The sequence below is a fragment of the Exiguobacterium sp. S22-S28 genome (assembly GCF_043359615.1).
Taxonomy (GTDB): domain Bacteria; phylum Bacillota; class Bacilli; order Exiguobacteriales; family Exiguobacteriaceae; genus Exiguobacterium_A.
Window position 1 is genome coordinate 1 of the sequence record NZ_JBHFFC010000032.1, and the last position, 22,990, is coordinate 22,990.

21 protein-coding genes and 2 tRNA genes are annotated in these 22,990 nt (G+C 48.7%); all 23 read right to left on the reverse strand.

The window, feature by feature from the left end:
• Positions 1–299: 299 nt before the first annotated feature.
• Entirely contained in the window at positions 300–1,781 is a 1,482-nt protein-coding gene (lysS, locus tag ACHA8N_RS15490) for a lysine--tRNA ligase (RefSeq protein WP_393966265.1), read from the reverse strand.
• 165 nt (positions 1,782–1,946) lie between these two features.
• Entirely contained in the window at positions 1,947–2,942 is a 996-nt protein-coding gene (gene dusB / locus ACHA8N_RS15495; protein WP_147512624.1) for a tRNA dihydrouridine synthase DusB, read from the reverse strand.
• Complete coding sequence (gene folK / locus ACHA8N_RS15500; RefSeq protein WP_147512625.1) at positions 2,929–3,465, reverse strand: 2-amino-4-hydroxy-6-hydroxymethyldihydropteridine diphosphokinase; 537 nt, start codon at positions 3,463–3,465, stop codon at positions 2,929–2,931. The genes dusB and folK overlap by 14 nt, the downstream gene beginning before the upstream one ends.
• Positions 3,462–3,833 (reverse strand): dihydroneopterin aldolase, encoded by a 372-nt coding sequence (gene folB, locus ACHA8N_RS15505; protein ID WP_147512626.1) that lies wholly within the window; start codon positions 3,831–3,833, stop codon positions 3,462–3,464. The genes folK and folB overlap by 4 nt, the downstream gene beginning before the upstream one ends.
• Positions 3,834–3,835: 2 nt before the next feature.
• Positions 3,836–4,627, reverse strand: coding sequence for a dihydropteroate synthase (gene folP, locus ACHA8N_RS15510; protein WP_147512627.1), 792 nt, complete (start codon positions 4,625–4,627; stop codon positions 3,836–3,838).
• Positions 4,624–5,463 (reverse strand): aminotransferase class IV, encoded by an 840-nt coding sequence (locus ACHA8N_RS15515; protein ID WP_393966250.1) that lies wholly within the window; start codon positions 5,461–5,463, stop codon positions 4,624–4,626. The genes folP and ACHA8N_RS15515 overlap by 4 nt, the downstream gene beginning before the upstream one ends.
• Positions 5,447–6,028, reverse strand: coding sequence for an anthranilate synthase component II (locus ACHA8N_RS15520; RefSeq protein ID WP_147512629.1), 582 nt, complete (start codon positions 6,026–6,028; stop codon positions 5,447–5,449). The genes ACHA8N_RS15515 and ACHA8N_RS15520 overlap by 17 nt, the downstream gene beginning before the upstream one ends.
• Positions 6,025–7,413, reverse strand: a complete 1,389-nt coding sequence (locus ACHA8N_RS15525; RefSeq protein WP_147512630.1) for an anthranilate synthase component I family protein — start codon at positions 7,411–7,413, stop codon at positions 6,025–6,027. Before ACHA8N_RS15525 ends, ACHA8N_RS15520 begins: the two co-directional genes overlap by 4 nt.
• Before the next feature lie 148 nt (positions 7,414–7,561).
• Positions 7,562–8,509: a cysteine synthase A gene (cysK, locus tag ACHA8N_RS15530; RefSeq protein WP_393966251.1), complete on the reverse strand. Its 948-nt coding sequence runs from the start codon at positions 8,507–8,509 to the stop codon at positions 7,562–7,564.
• A gap of 79 nt (positions 8,510–8,588) precedes the next feature.
• On the reverse strand, positions 8,589–8,900 hold the full coding sequence (locus ACHA8N_RS15535; protein WP_147512632.1) for a SurA N-terminal domain-containing protein: 312 nt from the start codon (positions 8,898–8,900) through the stop codon (positions 8,589–8,591).
• A gap of 12 nt (positions 8,901–8,912) precedes the next feature.
• Positions 8,913–9,839, reverse strand: a complete 927-nt coding sequence (hslO, locus tag ACHA8N_RS15540) for an Hsp33 family molecular chaperone HslO (protein ID WP_393966252.1) — start codon at positions 9,837–9,839, stop codon at positions 8,913–8,915.
• Between the two features lie 10 nt (positions 9,840–9,849).
• Positions 9,850–10,611, reverse strand: a complete 762-nt coding sequence (locus ACHA8N_RS15545) for a type III pantothenate kinase (protein ID WP_147512634.1) — start codon at positions 10,609–10,611, stop codon at positions 9,850–9,852.
• Between the two features lie 215 nt (positions 10,612–10,826).
• On the reverse strand, positions 10,827–12,833 hold the full coding sequence (ftsH, locus tag ACHA8N_RS15550; RefSeq protein ID WP_147512635.1) for an ATP-dependent zinc metalloprotease FtsH: 2,007 nt from the start codon (positions 12,831–12,833) through the stop codon (positions 10,827–10,829).
• A gap of 120 nt (positions 12,834–12,953) precedes the next feature.
• Positions 12,954–13,499, reverse strand: a complete 546-nt coding sequence (gene hpt / locus ACHA8N_RS15555) for a hypoxanthine phosphoribosyltransferase (RefSeq protein WP_012368964.1) — start codon at positions 13,497–13,499, stop codon at positions 12,954–12,956.
• Between the two features lie 33 nt (positions 13,500–13,532).
• Positions 13,533–14,777 carry a tRNA lysidine(34) synthetase TilS gene (gene tilS, locus ACHA8N_RS15560; RefSeq protein ID WP_393966253.1) on the reverse strand — a complete coding sequence of 415 codons (1,245 nt, stop codon included), beginning with the start codon at positions 14,775–14,777 and terminating at the stop codon, positions 13,533–13,535.
• Between the two features lie 78 nt (positions 14,778–14,855).
• Positions 14,856–14,927, reverse strand: a tRNA-Glu gene (locus ACHA8N_RS15565).
• Positions 14,928–14,935: 8 nt separating this feature from the next.
• Positions 14,936–15,012: transfer RNA gene (locus ACHA8N_RS15570), tRNA-Met, on the reverse strand.
• Between the two features lie 153 nt (positions 15,013–15,165).
• Positions 15,166–15,696 carry a S1 domain-containing RNA-binding protein gene (locus ACHA8N_RS15575; protein WP_012368962.1) on the reverse strand — a complete coding sequence of 177 codons (531 nt, stop codon included), beginning with the start codon at positions 15,694–15,696 and terminating at the stop codon, positions 15,166–15,168.
• Positions 15,697–15,778: 82 nt separating this feature from the next.
• Complete coding sequence (locus ACHA8N_RS15580; protein ID WP_147512637.1) at positions 15,779–16,159, reverse strand: FtsB family cell division protein; 381 nt, start codon at positions 16,157–16,159, stop codon at positions 15,779–15,781.
• A gap of 65 nt (positions 16,160–16,224) precedes the next feature.
• A complete protein-coding gene (locus tag ACHA8N_RS15585) occupies positions 16,225–16,497 on the reverse strand; it encodes an RNA-binding S4 domain-containing protein (protein ID WP_147512638.1) in 273 nt (90 codons plus the stop codon).
• Positions 16,494–17,924 (reverse strand): bifunctional methyltransferase/pyrophosphohydrolase YabN, encoded by a 1,431-nt coding sequence (gene yabN / locus ACHA8N_RS15590; RefSeq protein WP_393966254.1) that lies wholly within the window; start codon positions 17,922–17,924, stop codon positions 16,494–16,496. The genes ACHA8N_RS15585 and yabN overlap by 4 nt, the downstream gene beginning before the upstream one ends.
• Positions 17,921–19,471 carry a polysaccharide biosynthesis protein gene (locus tag ACHA8N_RS15595; protein WP_147512640.1) on the reverse strand — a complete coding sequence of 517 codons (1,551 nt, stop codon included), beginning with the start codon at positions 19,469–19,471 and terminating at the stop codon, positions 17,921–17,923. Before ACHA8N_RS15595 ends, yabN begins: the two co-directional genes overlap by 4 nt.
• Positions 19,468–22,983: a transcription-repair coupling factor gene (mfd, locus tag ACHA8N_RS15600; protein ID WP_393966255.1), complete on the reverse strand. Its 3,516-nt coding sequence runs from the start codon at positions 22,981–22,983 to the stop codon at positions 19,468–19,470. The genes ACHA8N_RS15595 and mfd overlap by 4 nt, the downstream gene beginning before the upstream one ends.
• Between the last annotated feature and the right edge of the window lie 7 nt (positions 22,984–22,990).

Consider the following 22,990-nt stretch of genomic DNA (forward strand, 5'->3'; position numbering starts at 1 on the left):
TGTCGTTTTCAGCGACTTTAATATCTTACCAAGTTACTGACACGATTGTCAACAACTTTTTTTGATATTTTTTTCGGTGTGTCACAACCATTCGCGGCACAAGAAGTAATATACCATGGAGTTTTTGTTTACACAAGTGTTTTATTAGAAAAACATTTAAAATGTTTTTATTCCCGGTTTTACTCAAGATTATTCCGACAAACTCCTCATTGATTAAGGGGTTTTTATGGATGGAATATAAATAAAAATCCCCCCGCTTCCTTCTATATGAAGAAAGACGAGGGAATAACCGTTCCAAATTAGTTTTGTTGATGACGCATCGTTGGGAACAACAGTACATCGCGAATCGACGGAGAATTCGTCAATAACATGACGAGACGGTCAATTCCGATTCCAAGTCCACCAGTCGGTGGCATACCATATTCAAGTGCTTCAATAAAGTCATTGTCCATTTCATGCGCTTCATCATTCCCTGCTTCTTTTTCAACCAGCTGGGCTTCGAAACGTTCACGTTGATCGATCGGATCATTTAACTCTGTAAAGGCATTGGCATGCTCACGGCGGACAATGAACAATTCAAATCGATCCGTAAAACGAGGATCTTCCGGATTTTTCTTCGCGAGTGGCGAAATCTCAACCGGATGTCCGTAAACGAATGTCGGCTGAACGAGTGACTCTTCGATTTTCTGTTCAAAGAATTCATTGAGGATATGTCCCGTCGTCATATGCGCTTGGACTTCGACACCGTGTTCGTGTGCGAGTTCATGGGCACGTTCTTTCGAAATCTCTTCAAAGAAATCAACACCTGTCGCTTCTTTGACCAGATCCGCCATATGCGCACGTTTCCAACCGACAGACAAGTCGATGACATCTTCGCCGTACGTGACTTGTGTCGTACCGAGCACTTCTTGTGCTACATGAGCAATCAGGTTTTCCGTCAAATTCATGATATCGTTGTAATCCGCGTACGCCTCATACAGTTCAATCATCGTAAATTCTGGATTGTGGCGTGTCGAGATTCCTTCATTGCGGAAGACACGACCGATTTCATAGACTTTCTCAAGTCCACCGACGATTAACCGTTTGAGGTGCAATTCGATGGCAATCCGCATGTAAAGTGTCATATCGAGTGCATTGTGATGTGTAATGAACGGACGTGCCGATGCACCACCCGCGATTGTATGCAGCATCGGTGTTTCAACTTCCAAGTATCCGAGGCTGTCGAGGTACTGACGAATACCGCGAATGACTTTACTGCGTGCAATAAACGTCTCACGTGATTCGTTGTTCGTAATCAAATCAAGGTAGCGTTGACGGTACCGTTGTTCGACATCCTTTAATCCGTGGTATTTATCCGGAAGCGGGCGTAATGCTTTTGTCAGCAAAGTAAACGACGTGACGTGAATCGACAGTTCACCAACATTCGTTTTGAACACATAACCGCTGATTCCGACGATATCGCCTAGGTCACACGTCTTATAAATTTCATATGCTTCTTCGCCGACATCGTCCTTGCGTACATACAATTGGATTTGACCATTCACGTCCTGGACGTTTGTAAAACCGACTTTCCCTTTACGACGTGTCGTCATGACGCGACCCGCGATGGAAACGTCAGGCTTCAGTTCTGCCAATTCTTCTTTTTCATGTTCGCCGTAAGCAGCGCGAATACTCGTCGTATCTGTCGTACGTTCGAAACGGGCGCCAAACGGATCGAGTCCTTGTTCACGCATGGCGTTCATCTTACCGAGACGCACCTGCATTTGATCGTTCATTTCCATGTCCTGACTCACTGTCTTCACTCCTTTTATAATGGTTCACGATGGTTTTTACTTATTCGATGAAAAAGCTGCCGGTATGACCGACAGCTCTAGTAAAACCGATTCGCTCATCTTCAATGGCATTAGCGTACCATAAAACGGGTAATCCCGACCATACTTTACGTGTCACGCATGTACGGCAGTTGTTTCCAATGTTTCGACATACTGACGCAACAACTCTTGCAGACCGGCATGCGTATGAATGTCAAACAAAGCTTTCCGTACTTGACCGTTCCCGCTCAAACCTTTCAAATACCAAGCGACATGCGTCCGCATCTCACGCACCGCAAGATCTTCTCCTTTGAGCGCGACAAGACGTGCTGCATGCAACAGACAAATGTCGATTTTCTCTCGTGGTGTCGGTTCAGTCGGTAACGTACCGGATTCAAGATACTGGATTGTCTGGTACAACATCCACGGATTTCCGAGTGCAGCCCGACCGATCATGACACCGTCCACCCCGATTTCATCAATCATCCGTTGCGCGTCCTGCGGAGTTTGAATGTCACCATTTCCGATAATCGGAATGTTGACCGCCCGCTTTGCTTCACCAATGATGTTCCAATCGGCGACCCCTTCATACTTTTGCGAACGGGTCCGTCCATGAATCGCGACAGCCTTCGCCCCTCCTGCTTCTGCGGCCCGGACATTGTCGACACAATAAATATGATGACTGTCCCAACCGGTCCGCATTTTGACCGTAACAGGTTTATCGACCGCTTGCGAGACCGCCTGGACCATCTCATAGACTTTGTCCGGATCAAGCAACCACTTCGCTCCGGCATCACACTTCGTCACTTTTGGTACAGGACAGCCCATATTGATATCAATGATATCGGCATTCGTATTGGCATCGACATACTGGGCAGCTTTTACAAGCGTTTCCTTGGATCCCCCGTAAATCTGTAGACTGAGTGGTTTTTCCCGGTCGTCGACGTATAACATCTGCATCGTTCGTTCATTTTCATAAAGAATGCCCTTATCACTAACCATTTCCGCACAAACGAGACCTGTCCCGAATTCTTTTGCAATCAAACGAAACGCAGGATTACAGACACCCGCCATCGGTGCTAAAATGACACGGTTGTTCAATTCGACTTCTCCAATTTTAAATCCTGTCATTCTTTTTTTCCCTTCTTCCTTCAACCAATCCCGACCCAATCCGTCTGACATCTGTTCGTTCTGCTTCCGGTAAATCCTGATAGAGTTCAGCAACCGTCTGATTTAAGCCGGGAACAATATAAGAGGATACGAGTTCGGCCAGCGGAGCCAGTACGAATGCCCGATCCTGCATACGTGGATGCGGTACTGTCAGTCCATCCATTTGAATCATCTCACTGTTATATAAAAGGATATCGAGATCCAGTGTCCGCGGCCCATTTTTAAACAGCCGTTTCCTTCCTTCCTGCTGTTCAATCTGTTGGAGAACGTCCAACAGTTGTTCCGCCGGTAAATCTGTCTCCAGTTCAATCACCATATTATAAAACAAATCTTGATCAGTATAGCCGACAGGAGCCGTCTCATAAACGGATGAAGGACGGATTGCCTGTGTCGTCGGAAGATGACGCAGAGCGTCAATCGCAGCTGCCAAATGTCCCGCTTTATCACCGATATTTGATCCCAGTGCGATGTAGGCACGATTCATGCATAATCGCCCCGTTTCCGGTGGATTTCAACGGCAACATGTTCATAATGTCCCGCAATCGGCGGATCCGGTTTAATGACCTTGATCGTCGTCTCAAGAATTCGAGAATCGAGCAACAGCACCTGCTCCGCAATCCGGTCTGCGAGCGCTTCGACGAGTTGCAACGGCTTCCCTTCGACGACCCGCTTCGTGACTTCATATAACTCCGCATAATTGACACTTTCGCGTAAATCATCCGTCTTACCGGCACTTGATAAATCAAGACCAATCGTCAGATCGACGTTAAAGCGTTGACCCAACTTTGTTTCTTCTGCAAACACACCATGGTATCCGTAAAAACGCATACCGGTCACCTGTATCCGATCCATCTTCATTCTCCTCCCGGTAATTCCGCAGCCAACATCGTATCCATCATGAGGGCTGCCCGTTTGACCGCCTGTACATCATGCACCCGCATCCATTCACATCCTTGTTGAATGCCGTAACAGACTGTCGCAATCGTCCCTTCGACACGCTGATCAGCCGGCAAGCCAAGCGTCAGCCCAATCATCGACTTACGGGATGTCCCGAGCAGGACGGGATAACCAAAGTCCGTCGTAATCGACAGATGCCGCATTAAAAATAAGTTTTCTTGATGCGTCTTCATGAACCCGATGCCGGGATCCAACCAGATGTGGTTTTCTGACACTCCGGCCTGTTTCGCCAATCGAATCGAATCTTCCAAATCCGCCCGTACTTCAGCCAGCATATCCGGTCCATGAGGTTCTGAGCGGTTGTGCATTAAAATAATCGGGACGTCATGCCGGGCTGCCACGTCGACCATCGAGCCGTCCCCCCATTTCGATCCCCAGACGTCGTTGATGATGTCTGCTCCGGCACGAACAGCGGCTTCGGCGACTTCCGGTTTATACGTATCAATCGACACCAATATATCCAGTTCACGTTTCAAACGCCGGATGACCGGGACAACACGGTCGATTTCGTCTTCAGCCGAGACAAATGAAGCGCCCGGTCTCGTCGATTCACCGCCGACATCAATCGCGTCCGCTCCGTCCGCGACAAGTTGTTTTGCATGCCGGACTGCCTGCTCGATATCCACATAGTTTCCACCATCGGAAAAGGAGTCCGGTGTCACGTTAAGAATCCCCATGATTTTCGTCATCCTTTTTCCCTCCTCGACCACTTCGACTGGATCGCGCCATCAAACAATCTCCGGACTGCTTGATACCCGTGTCCTTTGACACCCGGGAACGTTCGCCCGTCCAAGGAAGAGACCGCGACCGCTTCTTGAACCGAGTTTGTATAAAGAATTTCATCTGCTTCCGTCAATTGCGGCAATAACGCCAGCCGTTCCTCGACAGGCAACTCTTCCATCAGGAATTGACGGGTGATACCATTGAGGGCGCCTGTCTCAAGTGGTGGCGTGTACCATCTTTCTCCATAGCGCCAAAAGATATTCGACGTGATACCTTCACAGATAAAACCGTCTTTTGTCAAAAAGAGACCTTCTGCCTCTTGATTAAACAACTGACGTTTGGCGACCAGATTGTTCATGTAGTGATGTGACTTCAATCGATAACTCGTTTCCGGTGTACTCCGGGGCAAACGAACGGTTTCAAGCGCCCGTTCCGCCATCTGTCTGGAACCGATCGATTTCGCATACAACAAAACGGTCGGTTGCTCATACGGTTCAATCGAAAGACCGATTTCACGGGCACCGGCGGAGACGTTTAAACGGAAGTAGAGATCTCCCGTTCCGTGCACACGACACAATTCTTCAACCGCCGCCAATAAATCATCACGTCCGTAAGGCAATTTGATGCCGATTGCCGCGCAACTCATCTGCAGACGCTCGATGTGATCATCAAAGAGAAACGGATGACCCGCGTATGTCCGAAATGTCTCAAAGACCCCCATCCCGTATAGATAACCGTGATCGAGCGGCGAGATGCGTACATCTTCTTCTTGTTTTATCTGTCCATCATGCCAAAGATACATAGTGTGTCAACTCCAAAAAGTTTTTTAACATCTGTTTCCCGTCACGTGTCAAAATCGCTTCCGGATGGAACTGGACGCCAACGATCGGCAACTCTTTATGACGAAGAGCCATGATTTCCCCTTCTGCTTCTGCCGTCATCGTCAAGGCGTCCGGGAAACTTTCTCGTTCGACGACAAGCGAATGATAGCGCGTCACCGGCGTCTCCTGTTCAATTCCGGTAAACATGCCGGAACCGTCATGGGTAAGCAAGGACACTTTTCCGTGCATCAACGTCTTTGCCCGGACCACCTTTCCACCAAACACTTGACCGATTGCCTGATGCCCAAGACAGACACCAAGGATCGGCAGACGACCGGCAAAATAGCGGATGGCTTCTAAACTGATTCCGGCTTCGTTCGGAGTACATGGTCCCGGGGAAATGACCAAATGATCCGGAGCCAGTGCTTCAATTTCCTCAATCGTAATCGCATCGTTTCGGAAAACACGGATTTCTTGTCCAAGTTCTCCAAAATACTGTACCAAATTATACGTAAATGAATCATAGTTATCGATCAGTACAATCATGTCGTTCCCTCCGCTAATTCTTTGGCGACCCAAAGCGCCTTCGCCTTACTGAGTGATTCTTCATATTCACTTTCTGAATTGGAATCCGTCACGATTCCGGCTCCCGCCTGAATATACGCCATCCCGTCTTTTGCGACAAGCGTCCGAATCAAGATGTTGAAAATCGCATCATCTGCCCAGCTGATAAAACCGAGTGAGCCGGTATAAATTCCCCGGCGGACCGGTTCAAGCTCTTCGATGATTTCCATCGTCCGGATTTTAGGCGCACCGGTAATCGTACCTCCCGGGAACATGGCGGCAAGGACACTGCTTCCGGTCTCACCTTCCGCAATCTCACCCCGGACGTTCGAGACGATGTGTTGAACGTGTGAATATTTCTCAATCACCATCAACTCATCGACATGAACCGAACCGTAGCGGCTGACCCGTCCTAAATCATTTCGTTCGAGATCGACGAGCATCACGTGTTCCGCTCGTTCTTTTTCGTTATCGAGCAACGTTTTCGCTAAGGCAAAATCTTCTTCTTCATCTTTGCCGCGCGGACGGGTTCCTGCAATCGGACGGGTCGCGAGGGCTGAATCGATTTTTTCAACGAGCAACTCAGGTGACGCCGACACGAGAACCAGTTCCTCATCCGCAAAATAGCCCATGTAGGGAGAGGGATTGACGGTCCGCAACACATCATAAATATGTGCTGGTGTCGTGTGGAGCGGCTCCTGTTGCCGGACGGCGAGATTCACTTGGAAAACATCGCCCGCCTCGATATACTGCTTGATCTGATCAGCGGCTTGAATGAAATCACGCCGCTTAAAGGAACGGTCCCGCTGAGGACGCTTGACACCTGGAACTTGAAACACCGGTACCGGACTCACTTGCCGCCACAAAGCGACTTCTTCGACTAATGCCAGACGGGCTTCCACTTCCGTGTCACGGGTGACGGCAACAAATAATTGATTTTTCTCGTGATCAAAGACGGCCACCTCATCGTACCAATAGAGCGAAAGATCAGCCGTCTCCAGATCGTCCGCCGCCCGCTGCGGCAGGCGTTCTAAATAACGGACAGCATCATAACTGACGTATCCCGCCAGTCCTCCAAAAAACGGCGGCATTCCCGTCGGTCGAGCCGAGGCGTATCGTGAACGGATGTCCTCCAAGATCGTAAACGGGGCATCTGTCGTCTCTGTTTCTTCCCCGGACACCGTCACCGTCGTGAGACCATTTTTTGTCCGAATGTGTCCCACCGGTCGGACCCCCGCCATCGTATAAGCCCCGATTCGTCCACTTTCGAGCCAGACGTGTCCGGTCCGGTTTGCCGTCAATTCGACGTACCGGTTATAAAATTGTTCCTTCGTCCATGTAAATGCTTCGTATACTGTCTGTCGCACGCTTGTTCCTCCACTTCCGAGCTATTCTGTTTTCATTATACGCAAAAAATCAGTCAGACGGACGACTCAAACGCAAGTCCTATTTTTTCCGACGAGGAAAAAGAGGTCCATTCCGAACAACCGGAATGAACCTCTGAGTCTGTTAAGATTATAGTTTTGAGCTGTCTGCTTCTTCTTCCACCTGATACAACGGTGTACTGAGGTAGCGTTCTCCGTTTGACGGAATGATCGCCAGAACATTTTTACCTTTTCCTAAGCGTGTTGCCGTCTTCAAGGCGGCAGCAATCGCTGCACCGGAAGAAATACCACCGAGCACTCCGTTCGACTTGGCCGCGCGACGTGCATGATCAAACGCTTCTTCCGTCGTCACTTGCTCGACACCATCATAAATCTGTGTGTCAAGAATCGACGGAACGAATCCGGCACCGATGCCTTGCAACTTGTGTGGACCGGGTTTTCCACCCGAAAGAACAGGTGAATCCGTTGGTTCAACTGCGATGATCTCGATTCCCGGGAACGCCTCACGCAAGACTTTTCCAGCACCGGTGATCGTACCGCCCGTTCCGATTCCTGCGATGAAAGCATCGAGCGTTAATCCTTCGAACGCCTCGACGATTTCCGGTCCCGTCGTTTTTTCGTGAACGACCGGGTTCGCTTCATTGTTGAACTGTTGCGGCATGAAATAACCATGTTCGTCCGCTTCTGCCGTCGCTCGAGCAATTGCACCCTTCATCCCTTCCGGACCGGGTGTTAAAATCAACTCCGCACCGTACGCACGAAGAAGAGTTCGACGTTCCATGCTCATTGTTTCCGGCATGACGAGAATCGAACGGTATCCTTTGGCAGCAGCGACCATCGCAAGCCCAATCCCGGTGTTTCCGCTGGTCGGTTCGATAATGGTGTCACCCGCCTTCAGATGTCCGGCATCCTCTGCCGATTCGATCATCGCTAAAGCGATTCGGTCTTTGACGCTTGATCCCGGATTCATATATTCCAACTTCAAATATACGTCTGCATCTTCCGGTCCTGTCAAATGATTTAATTTTACGATCGGCGTGCGGCCGACTAAATCCAATACTGAATTCGCAATGCGCATGACCATTCCTCCTCATAATGAAAAGCTTTAATTCCAAGTAATCCGATAGATCAATTATCCACGGATTGGATGAAAATTGTCAATCAAAGCGTTTTACAGTCGGCTTTGATCCTTTTTCCGACTGTTTTTCGACTGCTTCCGCAATCAGACGATCGAGTGTTTCTTTTTCGTGTTCCTTACGCATCACTTGATACACATCCGCCCGCGTAATGTCCTCGTCACCGACTGTTGCAACGACTTCTTCCAGTGGCCCACCGATGCTGTCTTGAACAATTTTCGGTGAATCCACTTTCGGCAATTCTCCCATAAACGCATAGGCACCTGTCAAAAAGTTCGTCAGTAACAAAATGAAAATCAACATCCACAAGTACTTAGAGTTTACAGTTCCCATTTTCAGACCCTCTTATGCTCTTTCGAGTGATTTTTCGCGAAGGGATTGTAATTCTTCAACGCCATACTGATAATGTTCTGAACAGAAATGGCACACAGCTTCTGCACCACCATCTTCGTCAATCATCTCTTGAATCACATCCGGTCCGAGTGAAACAATCGCCGTTGCTAATTTTTCACGCTCACACGTACAGTTAAAGGCCACTGGAATCGTATCGAGCACTTCGAACGACTCACCTAAAACGAGACCTAACATCTCTTCCGGTGTTTTTTCTTCACCGACCAGAATCGAGATTGGTTTTAACGCAGCAACTCGTTGTTCGAGTGCCGCAATCGTTTCTTCCGATGCACCCGGCATCAATTGAACGATCAAGCCGCCTGCTGCTATGACCGACTCATCTTCCGGATAGACGAGGACGCCTGCTCCGACGACAGATGGACTTTGCTCAGAAACCGCGAAGTAATACGTAAAGTCTTCACTGATCTCACCTGTTTGAATCGGTGACTGTCCACCGACGAAGTCACGCAGACCTAAATCCTTGATGACGGAAATGTTTCCGCGGCCGACTGCGTCTCCGACTTTTAATTTCGTCAAACCGTCACTGTTGACGTACGTATCCATCTCGACACGCGGATGACTGACATATCCTCGGACTTGCCCTTTCGCATCCGCATCGACGATGATTTTTCCGATTGGACCATCCCCTTCGACTTTCAGCGTCACACGGGTATCCCCTTTTTGCATCGTTCCCATCATTGCACCAATCGTCAGCGTCCGACCGAGTGCTGCCGTGACGACCGGTGTCGTCTGATGACGGAGTTGTGCTTCGTAAACAGTTTTCGTCGAACGAATCGCAAAAGCGCGGACTTCGCCGTTAAACCCTAATGCTCTGACCAAATAATCATCTTTTAATTGTGCTAATAATTCTTCACGTTTCATTATTTTTCCCTCACTTATTTCGTTCGTAGATAATCCGCAACCCGTCCAGCGTTAAAAATGGATCAACGATTTTAATCGTCGCGGATTCCTCACTGATTAATCGGGCGAGTCCACCTGTCGCAATGACAGTCGCTTCTCCCATTTCTGCTTTCATCCGATGGACCAGTCCATCGACTTGCGCGACGTATCCGAAATACGTACCGGACTGCATCGCATGTACCGTATTGCGGCCAATCGTCGACTGCGGTTTCGCAATCTCGATTCGTGGCAATTTCGCTGCTTTGTTATACAAGGCTTCTGTCGACACCATGACACCCGGTGAAATGATTCCACCGTAGTAACGTTTTTGTGAATCGATATAACAATAGGTCGTTGCTGTTCCAAAATCAACGATGATTAAAGGACCATCATATTTGACCGTCGCTGCGACGGCATTGACGATCCGGTCTGCCCCGACTTCTCTTGGATTATCGACTTTTAGGTCAAGTCCCGTCTTGATTCCCGGTCCGATCACAAATGGACGTCGGTTAAAATAACGGACGCACATGTTCTCGAGCGGAAACACGACAGGGGGTACGACAGATGATAACACGATTCCCTCAATGTCTTCCACGTTTAAGTCTGCATCCCGAAACAGGGCTTTGACCAACATGCCGTACTCGTCCGTTGTCCGTGTACGATCCGTGGCAATCCGCCAATGTTGGACAAGTGTCTGCTCATCATAAACGCCAAGTACGATATTCGTATTTCCCACATCAATTACTAAAATCATCTGATTCCCCACTTTTCTCTGACGATAACTACTATATACGATGTGATTATACCATGCAGTTTAGGCATCACCTATCGAAGTGCGTGCTGCCGACTAGTACCTCTACAAAAAAAGAGACCAGCCTCCCATTTGGGAATACTGATCTCTTGGTCAAACGAAATCCATTCATCTTTCATCTCATCCACCGGTTCGTTTGAACGGTGTTGGATGAGTGATTAGATTTGATCATCCCGACGTGGTTGATCTGGTTTTTCCGTATCGACATTTTGTCCTTCGTCGATGACAGAGCCGCGTTGTGTCGGAGATTCTGTCGGTTGATCGATGACAGGTGTCGTCGATTCCGGCTTTTTCTCATCCACTTTTGGTTCTGCAATCACTTCAGGTTGATTTTTCTTGTATTCGCCCGTCTCTAAGAGATGGTGAATTTGTTTCTGATCAAGCGTTTCCACGTCAAGTAACGTCGTCGCAATCAAATCAAGCTGATCGCGTTTTTCCGTTAAGATCGTTTTCGCTTTTTGGTAACACTTGTTGATGATCGCTTGAATTTCCTTATCGATTTCATGGGCAATCGCATCCGAATAGTTCTGTTCGTTTTGGAAGTCACGTCCTAAGAAGACATTTCCACCTTGACCTGAACCAAACTGAAGCGGTCCGAGTTTTTCACTCATCCCGAACTCCATGACCATCTTACGGGCAAGACCTGTCGCACGTTGGAAGTCATTACTTGCTCCGGTTGAAACTTCACCGAAGACGATATCTTCCGCGACACGACCACCAAGTAATCCAGTGATCTTATCTTCAAGTTCTGGTTTCGTCATGAAGTAGCGATCTTCTTTCGGAAGCATGATGACGTAACCGCCGGCATTTCCGCGAGGAACGATCGTTACTTTATGCACTTCATCCGCATCATCGAGTGTGACACCGATGATCGTATGACCAGCTTCGTGCCATGCGACAATCTTTTTCTCTTTTGGTGAAATGATCCGACTCTTCTTCGCTGGTCCAGCGATGACACGGTCGATTGCTTCTTCGAGATCGACGATTGAGATCTTGTCACGGTCGGTACGGGCGGCAATAAGTGCTGCTTCGTTCAACAGGTTTTCAAGATCCGCACCAGAGAAACCTGGTGTCCGTTGTGCGATGGCTTTTAAATCAACCGTTGTATCGAGTGGTTTATTGCGTGCGTGCACTTTCAATACCGCTTCACGTCCGACGACATCTGGACGCTCAACCGTGATTTGACGGTCAAAACGACCTGGACGGAGTAAAGCCGGGTCCAAGATATCCGCACGGTTCGTTGCTGCGATCATGATGATACCTTCGTTTTCACTGAATCCATCCATCTCAACGAGAAGTTGGTTCAATGTTTGTTCGCGCTCATCATGTCCGCCGCCGAGACCGGCGCCACGTTGGCGACCAACCGCATCGATTTCATCGATGAAGATGATACATGGTGCGTTTTTCTTCGCATTTTCAAACAAGTCACGTACACGTGATGCACCGACACCGACAAACATCTCAACGAAGTCAGAACCTGAAATCGAGAAGAACGGGACGCCGGCTTCACCAGCTGCTGCACGGGCAAGCAATGTTTTACCTGTACCTGGAGGACCTACAAGGAGGACACCTTTTGGAATACGGGCACCGAGACGGGCAAACTTGCGTGGATCTTTCAAGAATTCAACAACCTCAACGAGTTCTTGTTTTTCCTCATCCGCTCCCGCAACGTCATCAAACGTAATCTTTTTCTTTTCTGTATCATACAGGCGCGCCTTCGATTTTCCGAAGTTCATGACACGACCGCCGCCGCCGCCACCTTGTGCTTGATTAATCAAGAAGAAGAATAGGATGAAGATGATGATGAATGGCACGATTGTCGTCAAGAGTGCAATCCAACCACCGTTTGTTTCTGCTGCTTTGAAGTCCATCTTGACGTTTTGGCTACGCAATTGCGTGTACAAATCCGTCAGTTCGGTATCAACAGCCGGTACGACCGTTTCATATGTCGTATCTTTTTCACGTAATTCCCCTGTGACATTATACGTCTGTCCCTCATACTGGAACGTCGCCGTCTTCACATCACCTTTTTCAACAGACTCGACAAACTGTGTGTAATTGATTTCTTTGCTTTTGTTCACTGGACTCTGCAAGTATTGCAGAAACAAGATCAAAGCTAGAAAAATGACCCCAAACACAAGGGTATTCTTCACTGCTCGGTTCATCGTAGGCCTCCTCTCCGCATCAACTGATTGATTTTCTTCAATCGATACGAATCCTAACGCGGCAAAGCGCGCTTTGTAATTGGTTTTATCTTATCATGTGACAGTCAAGATTAAAAATAATTAGCCGCCGTAGACTGCTGGTTTCAAGACTCCAACATAAGGAAGGTTACGATATTTTTCTTCGTAGTCAAGACCATAACCTACAACGAACTCATGTGGAATGACAAAACCGCTGTAATCCGCATGTAAATCGTTTTTACGACCGCTTGGTTTATCCAGCAACGTCACGATTTTCACCGACTTTGCTTTCCGGTATTTAAAGAGGTCCACGAGGTAGCCTAACGTTAATCCGCTGTCGATGATATCTTCGACAATCAGGATGTCACGTCCTTCTACTGATGTGTTTAAATCCTTCTCGATTTTGACTTCTCCTGTCGATGTTGTACCGCCGTGATACGTCGAGACATCCATGAAGTCCATTTCAAGATGCATGTCCATCTTTTTGACGAGATCTGACATGAACGGCATTGCGCCTTTAAGGACACATACGAGGAGCGGGAAACGATCTCCGTAATCCGCTGTCAGTTCACCTGCGAGTTCACCGACTTTATGTTGGATCTCTTCTTCCGAAATCAGTACTTTTTCCATATCATTCATTAAGGTCATGCTAGGTATTCCTCCTCCATTTTAAACACTACATTACCATTCTATCATTAAACACGATTCTGCGAGGAGTTCAAATGACCCGAATATTGCAATTCGATGTCCGATGACCGCCAGAACTTGACCTGTCGCATCGACAACAACCGGAATTTCCGCCCGTAATGTCCGCGGAACCTTGGCATCAATCAAAATGCGGCTCACTTTTTTTACTCCGACCGCCAACTGAATCCGGTCACCCGGAAACGGTTGGCGAACCGTCAGCGGAAAATGAATCGCCGAAAACGGAATTCCCTTTGTCGAACGTGAAAACCGAATCGTTTGTTCACCATAATGATAGATGCCCAAATCACTTCCGATTTCGACTGGTTTCAGGATCAATTTCTTATCAGGACAATGTACGCATGTTAAATAGCCATAAGTACGTTGTATCCTCCAGTTTCCATAATACACTTCACTGGACGGCATATCTACTCGTAACCATGTCAAAAATCGATTGTACTCTTCAGAAGTAAATTCCCGATCCGGCACTAACAGACGCAGGACAAATCGCTTGAAGTCTGACGGCAGCTTTTGAACCACGCTAAGCGGGAGTCCACGGTCCGTCATGTGTTCCCTCACATACCCTTCAACGAATGCAAGATGTTCCTGTTGTTGTTCATGACGACGGATCGCCGCTTCGACGGCCGCCGTTTCATAACCGGGACGCATGTCTGCGAGTAACGGCAACACTTGATGCCGCATCTGATTCCGTAGATACTTCATGCCTGCATTCGTTTCGTCTTCGTACCATGCCACTTGATGGTTCCTTGCGTAGTCATACAGTTGTTGTTTGGAATACGTCAACAATGGACGATGAATCTGTCCGGTCGCAAAGGAACGGATTCTTGGAATGCCGTCGATGCCTGCCTCGCCCCGGATGAATTGAATCAACAGGGTTTCTAACTGATCGTCCCGGTGATGCGCCAATACAAGGTGCCGTCGCCCTGTCTCAGCCATGACTTGTTGAAAAAAGGCATAGCGTCTCGTCCGGCAAGCGGCTTGACTCGGTGTCTGACCACTCCACTCGAGACGCGTCGTCCGAATTGCCACTTGTCTGGCATCCGCCCACGCACGGACTGCTTCTGCTTCTTTGTCCGATTCTTCGCGCAGACCATGATGCACATGAACAATCATTAGATCATAATTCGCTTCATGCAAAAGATGTGCCAGTACCATTGAATCACAGCCGCCGGAAACAGCAACCAACAGCGGTTCTTTCGGAAGATTAATCTCGAATCCCATGTCTGGTCCCCCCTGATGAATAAATGAGTTAAACGAAAAAAGCTACCTCTATGAAATAGAGATAGCTTTTTTACAAAATGACCCGTACGGGAATCGAACCCGTGTTACCGCCGTGAAAGGGCGGTGTCTTAACCGCTTGACCAACGGGCCAAAAAATATGGTAGCGGCGGAGGGAGTCGAACCCACGACCTCACGGGTATGAACCGTACGCTCTAGCCAGCTGAGCTACACCGCCATATTTTGAACGCGTGCGTCTTAAGCACATTTTCTATAATACGGTGGAGTCAAATAATTGTCAACGCTTTTTATAAAAATAATTTCAAAAAAATAAAAGATGGAATGAACAGCGTCATTCCATCTCTATTCTTATAAAGAACAGGTCAGCAAGTTATTGACGTTTAGCACCGCGTCCGCCACGTTTTGAATCAGTTTGACGCTTCAATGTCGCAAGACGATCTTCACTATCTTTTAGGAAACTAGTCATCAACGTATCGAACGTTTGCTCTTTACGTGGAGCTGGTGCACCACGGCCACCTTTGTTAAAGCCGCCACGATTTCCACCGCCGCCGCTTCCGCCGCGTGGTCCCTTGTTATCAAACGAACGTGGTCCACGATCTTGACCCGCTGGACGTGGTCCACGGTCAAATTGACGAGCTGGAGGCCGCGGGCGTTCGCCCTCAGGACGATCGACAGCTTTTTTGATGGAAAGACCAATCTTCCCGTCGTTTTCTACACTCAATACTTTAACCGTGATTTCTTGTCCGACCGTCAACACATCATTGATGTCTTTGACATAAGAATCGGCTACCTCACTGATGTGAACAAGACCGGTCTTACCCGTCGGTAATTCTACGAACGCGCCGAAATTGGTGATGCCTGTAACTTTCCCTTGTACTTTGCTGCCTACTTCAATCGACATAAATTGTATTGCTCCTTTTTAGTTGATTCTTTCTTATTATACGAGTGATTCTATATTTTTTCAATCAATCGACAAGCATCGTTTAATCTTCCGGTGAAAAATAGAAAATCGTTTCGCCTTTTTTCGAGTACAACAGTTCACTTCTCGCTAAGTTCGCAACGTATTTCTTATCATTCAATCGTTCGATCTCTTCTTTCAAACGAGCTGTCTCTTTTTCCGCTTTCGCCTGTTCTTGGCTCGCTACCTGGAACGACTGCTTCTGTTCAGCGATCAGTTGTTTCTTTTCGATATACGACCACCCCATCAGGGACAGGACAATAAGAAAGATCGACATACAGACTAAGAAGCGCCTTTTGAGACGTAAACGGTTTTCAATTGCATTTTGACTCAACTGTTTTTTTCGGTCATTCAGCGGTTTAATCTTAGGCGGTGTAGTACGCCCCGATTCCAACGGTGCTGGCATATCATCCCTCCTTCTCCGAGTGGTCATCTCTGACACTCTCTAGTATACTTCCTTTTTCAACCAAATTACATCGATTCTTCGGAATTCACTTTTTCTTCACGAATGATTTGGTACATGTCTGAAGCTTCTTCTTTTTTCGCGTGTTCTTTAATGCTATCGATTTGAACCGTAACAATCTTGTTTCCGAACCGGATCATCATTTCATCTCCGACTGCTACCGTGCTGCTTGCTTTTGCGACAAGCCCATTAATCTTGATCCGCCCTTGATCCGCCACTTCTTTTGCCAGTGTACGGCGCTTAATCAAACGGGATACCTTTAAAAACTTATCAAGTCTCATGACTGTTCCTCCTGCTTTGACTGATTCCATAATGCATCTTGTTCTGAAAGCGACAATTCTGTCAACGGTCGGTCAGACAGTTGCTCCATCCGCGTGAAACGCCGGATGAATTTATCATTGGTCTGCTGTAACGCATCTTCTGCCGACAACTCCATATATTTTCCGACGAGCGCCAGCGAAAACAGGATATCTCCAAATTCACCTAACTGCTCTTCAGCCGGCGCCTCTTGTAATTCTTGAATCTCTTCCCGGACCTTATCAAGTGCCCCGGCGACGGTTTCCCATTCAAAGCCGACCTTCGCGACTTTCTTTTGAATCTGTTCCGCCCGCATCAAGGCAGGAGCTCCCTTCGTGACACCATCCAAGAGAGAGGTCCGTTCCGGTTTTTCCTGTGCCTTGATGTCCTGCCAGTTATTGACGACGTCGGTTGCCGAGTCGACTTTTACATCTCCAAAGACGTGAGGATGCCGGCGGATCATCTTCTCGCTGACACTGCCAATGACATCCCGTACATCAAAATAGCCTTCATCCAAACCGATTTGGGCATGAAGCATGACTTGCAGCAAGACATCGCCTAATTCTTCAATCATTAAGTTATCGTCCTGAAGGTCGATTGCTTCCAGTAATTCGTACGATTCTTCAATTAAATGTTTTTTCAACGACTCGTGTGTCTGTTCTTGATCCCACGGACACCCGCCTTCGCCACGCAACCTGGCGATGATTTGTTTGAGCGTCGTGAAATCTCGATTTAAAATCGTTTGATCCGTGACGGGCGGTACATAGACCGTCGTCAAGTTGCTGAGCGTCGTCACGTGATCCAATTCATACAACGGGACGGTCACGACGTGTTCCCGGCTGGTTCCCGCTGCCGTGACGAGTGTCACGTCATGTTCATCGGGATAACGTTCCATCAGCATGACTTTTAAATCACCCGCGACCAACTGATCGTAGACCTGTCCGATCAACAGATGTTGCCGGATTTGGGCTTCATCGATGTCGAACGCCGTCGCATCCAGCAATTGAAAACCTTCAATCGGATCGACGCCCACCGCGGCAAACATTGGATCCAGAAAACTTTGTCCTCCGACGATCTTAATGTTGTCCGATTGGCTCAACAGTTGCTGAACCGTGCTTTCCGCAACCAGCGGATGACCCGGGACGGCGTAAATGATAGGTTCCGTCCGGGCCTGTTCAAGCAGGGTGGCGACGATTTCACTGTAGACTGACTCAAATCGGTCATGTTTCTCGTAAATAAAATCAAACGATGTAAATTTCATTCCCTCTGCCATCAATTCCGAAACGACAGGATGATCTGCTGTTCGCAAATAAACGGGTAATGTCGTTTCCTTGAGTAACTTATAGATGCCAAACGGTAATTGTTCCAGTTCGCCGACACCTAAGCCGACGACCGTGATTTGATGTGTCATATAATCCCCCTACGTTGATGAATACGATATAATTTCTCTCCAAAAGGCAACAGCGCCCACTCGCGTTCGGTCAAGACACCGATCCGTAACGCGAAGATACAAAAGACGACGGCTCCACCCATGACCAGCAAGCCAACTTCAATTGTCGCTCCGATCCGACTCTCCCAGCCGGACAACTGAAACAGTTGTTCGATCACATATAAGAAAATGGCCATCGGCAGGACAGCTTTCATCAACTTGATGTAAAACGCACGACCGGCCGTCACGCGACCAAACTTCCGGTTCAATAAAATCAATTGCGCTGCCGCCATAATGCCGAATCCACCGAAAGTTGCTATTCCGGCCCCTGTCATGCCGTACAGTGGAATCAACCCGATGTTTAATCCGAGCTTCACCAATAGGCCGGCGACAACACCAACAAAAGCATATTTTTCTGCATCAACGGATTGAAGGCAAGACACGATGATCATCGACAAGGACGCCGTGAATCCGGTTGCCGCAAGCCAACTGAGTGCCATCGTCCCATTGTCATCCTGATAGAGTGCGATATTTAACGGTCGCATGACACCGACAAGACCGACCGTCGCTGCCGCCGCAATCAGTAGACCGGAACGCAACAACGTCTCCAAATGATGTTTCGTCGCCGTGTCATTGCGCTTCCGATATTCTAACAGTAATGTCGGCACACTCGCGAGACTGATTGACGTCGCAAACAAAATCGCAAATTGCAGCAACGGATAACCTCGGTCGAATATCCCTTTTTCAATTTTTGTTTCGATGGAATCGCCTAACAGATTCACAAAGGTCAAGCCATCAATCAACTGCATCAATAACAGCGCGAGCGAGGCAATACTGACCGCCATCCCGCTCGTCAACAGGACCCGTCCGACACGACGGATATGCTGTTTCGACACGACCGGGCGACCAATACGCCCTTTCGCGAAGCGTAACAATAAGATGAGCGACGCAACGCTGCCGCCGAGTGCCGTCATATGGGCTGATGCTCCGATCTGATACGGATTCGCCCCGACTTGGACACCGTAGTAGGTCACAAGTAACAGCAGGCAGACACGAACGGCATTTTCCGTGATTTGTGAAAACGCCGTCGGCCGCATTTCAAGATCCGCCTGAAACATCCCCCGTAAAACGGCGATGACCGGCAACAGGTAAAACGTAAACGTAACTGCCCGGAGCGGTTCTACCAGTTGTGCGTCCCCGAATAACAAAGCCACTTCAGGAGCAATCCACCAACCGAGCGTCCCGAGGATCAACGACATGCCGGACAAGACCCAAAAGATCGCCCATAACACTTCCCGTTTTTCTTCCGGATGATGTAACGTCAACTTCGCGACAACCACCGGCAACGCATAAATACCAAGTGCTGCTGCAATCGCAAATAACGGATAGACGGTCTGATAAACATACAGACCGACGTCTCCCGCCATATTTTGATACGGGATGCGATAGAAAAAGCTCAACAGTTTGGAGACGTAACTCGAAATCGCCAGGAGTGCTGCGCCCTGAGCAATGGTCATTCGTTTACTCATTGCATAATCCGGCGATCAATCTCAGCGAGCAACCGTTCCGCTTGCTCCGTCGTCTGTTGCAACGTTTGTTTGCCGCGATTCAGTGTCAGTACCAACTTTCCATCTTCTTGTCCCATTCCGAGACCACGCCCGATCGGCACCGTCCATTTGACAAAGTCAGCGACATCAAGCGACTGGGTCGTTTGTGCCGAAAGGACGATTTCAATTTTCGGATCCGTCTGTTTGACGCGTTCAATCCGCGCACGCTCCGCGAAAATCCGCATCCGCGTCAACTGAATCAACCGTGCGACTTCGACCGGGAATTCCCCGAACCGTTCCAGCATCTCGGATTCAAGCGACTCAAGACTTTCCGGTGTATCCACATATTTCAATCGTTTATAAAATTCAATTTTCAATTCAGAGTCCGCCATATAATGACTTGGGATGTAGGCGTCGAGGCTGAACGTAAAGTCCGGTACGAATTTTTGGATTCTCCGTTTTCCTTTCATCCGCTCTTTCCGTTCTTCGACCGCTTCCGACAGCATTTGCGAGTACAGATCAAATCCAACGGAATCGATGAAGCCCGATTGTTGTGACCCGAGTAAGTTCCCTGCCCCACGAATCGATAAGTCACGCATCGCGATTTTAAAACCGCTGCCCAGTTCCGTAAACTCCTTGATCGCCTGCAGACGACTTTCCGCGACCTCGGTCAACCGTTTTTGTGGACGATACGTGAAGTAGGAATAGGCGACCCGGCTCGAACGACCGACACGTCCCCGCAGTTGATACAACTGCGAGAGCCCCATTTGATCGGCATCATTGACAATCAATGTATTGACGTTCGGAATATCGATACCGGTCTCGATGATCGTCGTACTGACCAAGACATCCGCATCTCCTTCAAAGAAAGCAATCAGCTGACTCTCCAGTTCACTTTCCGTCATCCGCCCGTGAGCCGTGACAACACGTGCTTCCGGAACGAGTGCCCGGATTTCCTCTGCCTTCCGTTCAATCCCTTCGACCCGGTTGTAGAGGAAAAAGGCTTGTCCACCCCGTCCGAGTTCCCGCTCCAACGCTTCCCGCATGACGATTCCGTCATATTCCATGACATACGTTTGGACCGGATAGCGGTTTTCCGGTGGTGTCTCAAGGACCGACAAATCTCGAATTCCGATCATCGACATATGCAGCGTCCGGGGAATCGGTGTTGCCGTCAACGTCAGAACATCGACATTCGTTTTTAACTGTTTCAATCGTTCTTTATGTTTCACGCCAAAGCGTTGTTCTTCATCAATGATCAGCAAGCCGACATCTGCGAACTGGACGTCTTTGGACAAGACACGATGGGTACCGACGACGACATCAATCGTCCCTTCTTTTAATCCCTTTTTCGTCGCTTTCAATTCTGCTGCCGAGCGGAAACGGCTCATAACAGAAACGTTGATCGGCCAATCACTGAACCGCTCAAGCATCGTTTCATAATGTTGTTGGGCCAATACCGTCGTTGGAACGAGCAACGCCACTTGTTTTCCTGCCATGATGGCTTTAAAGGCTGCACGGATGGCGACTTCTGTTTTTCCATACCCGACGTCGCCGCATAACAGGCGGTCCATCGGGCGTGGACGTTCCATGTCTTTTTTGATCTCTTCGATTGATCGGAGCTGATCGACGGTTTCCTCATACGGGAAGGATGCTTCGAATGCCTGCGTACTGTCGTCGTCCTCCGGAAAAGCAAATCCAACGGCCGCTTCACGTGCTGCATACAGTTTAATCAGTTCATCCGCAATATCTTCGACCGATTTCTGGACCTTCGCTTTGACCTTCTTCCATTCCATTCCGCCGAGCTTATAAATTTTTGGTTCTTTTCCTTCTGCCCCGACGTACTTTTGAATCAAGTCGATTTGGTCGACCGGGACGTACAACGAGTCTTCTCCAGCGTAAATCAGATGCAGGTAATCTTGATGGTTGCCCGCGACATCAATCGTTTTAATCCCATGATAACGACCGATTCCGTGATGGATGTGGACGACATAATCGCCGGTCTTCAGCTCTTGATAACTTTTAATCCGTTCGGCGTTCGTCAGTTTGGTCGTTTGCTTCCGGCGCCGTGCCGGTTGCTTAAAGACTTCTTCCTCGGTAATAACGACGAGACGAGCGTTCGTCATCTCGAATCCGCCGTGAATGCCGCCGATCAAGATCGATGGATGTCCGCGGCGGATCTCATCTTCAGTCGTATGCAACGAGGCTTCGACACCGTAATCGGATAATGTCTGCCGCATCCGCTCCGCACGTTCCCGGTTGCTGGCCAAGAAAACGATCCACATATCTGCCCGACCGTATCGACTGACTTCCTGTTTCAGTCGTTCCATCTGTCCATGGAAAGGAGCAATCGGTTTGATGCTGAAATGAATCGCAGCACTCTCTGGAACGCCGCTGCGCCGTGTCGGCAGAAGCGATAAATACAACAGTTGTCGTTGCTTAAAGACGTTCAGCATCGGGACGGCTAACGTGTAATCACTGACACTCTGTCCCCGTTCGATCAAGGAAGCCATCCATTCCGCCTCTTCTGTATCCTGCACTTCCGCTGCTTCTTCGATCCTGGCAATTTCATCGACAATCAAGACGGCATCCTTGATGTCGTCGAGTAACGTCGTTTGATAGAGCATTGGTGCGTATTTTGCAAGCTGTTTTGGTCGTTCGCCGCTTTCAAGCACTTCGACATCGTAGGCGATGCCCTCTTCGAGCGCAGCCAAGACTTCCGTACTTTGCACCCGTTCCTTTGTCACGTCATACAACCGGCGCAACTGTTCCCCGGCGGTCCGCAACCCTTCATCGGTCGCAAAATGTTCCGTCGCAGGCGGAATCAGGGCTTCCGCAATCACTCCAAGTGAACGTTGCGTCTCGGCGTCAAATGTATAAATTGAATCGACTTCTTCATCAAATAAGTCAAGACGATACGGGCGTTCCACCGTCAACGGATACAAATCGATGATACTTCCGCGAACCGCAAATTCGCCCGGCGTCGTGACTGTAGCGGTCCGTTCATATCCGGCATCAACCAATTCTTGAATGAAATCCGGAATCGATAAGATGTCGCCGGGTTTGATCCGTTTCGTATGTCCTAAAAAATCGGACGCCGTCGGGACGTACCGTCTCAGACCGACGAGCGGAATGATCAGTATTCCGTCATCCGTCGTCAGGAGACGGTGCCTCGTCTCGATGCGTGTCGCCCGGAGTTCCGGGCTCGCGCCGTAAGACAATTCCGCTGCAAGCGTTTCGTCGACCGGATACAACATCACGTCTTGTTCCGGAACCAATTCAATCAGATCATCGTACAATTTTTGTGCTTGGAACATGTTGTGCGTCACGATGACGAACCGTTTTTTTGTTTCCTGATAAATACCCGCGACGAACAGGGCTTTCCCGCTGTTCATCAGTCCTGTGATCAGTTGGGCATTGACACCGTCACGGAACCGTTCCCGGACCGTTTTGATTTCCGGAATGCCAAGTAACAGATTTTGTAGTTGTTTCATACTTTCC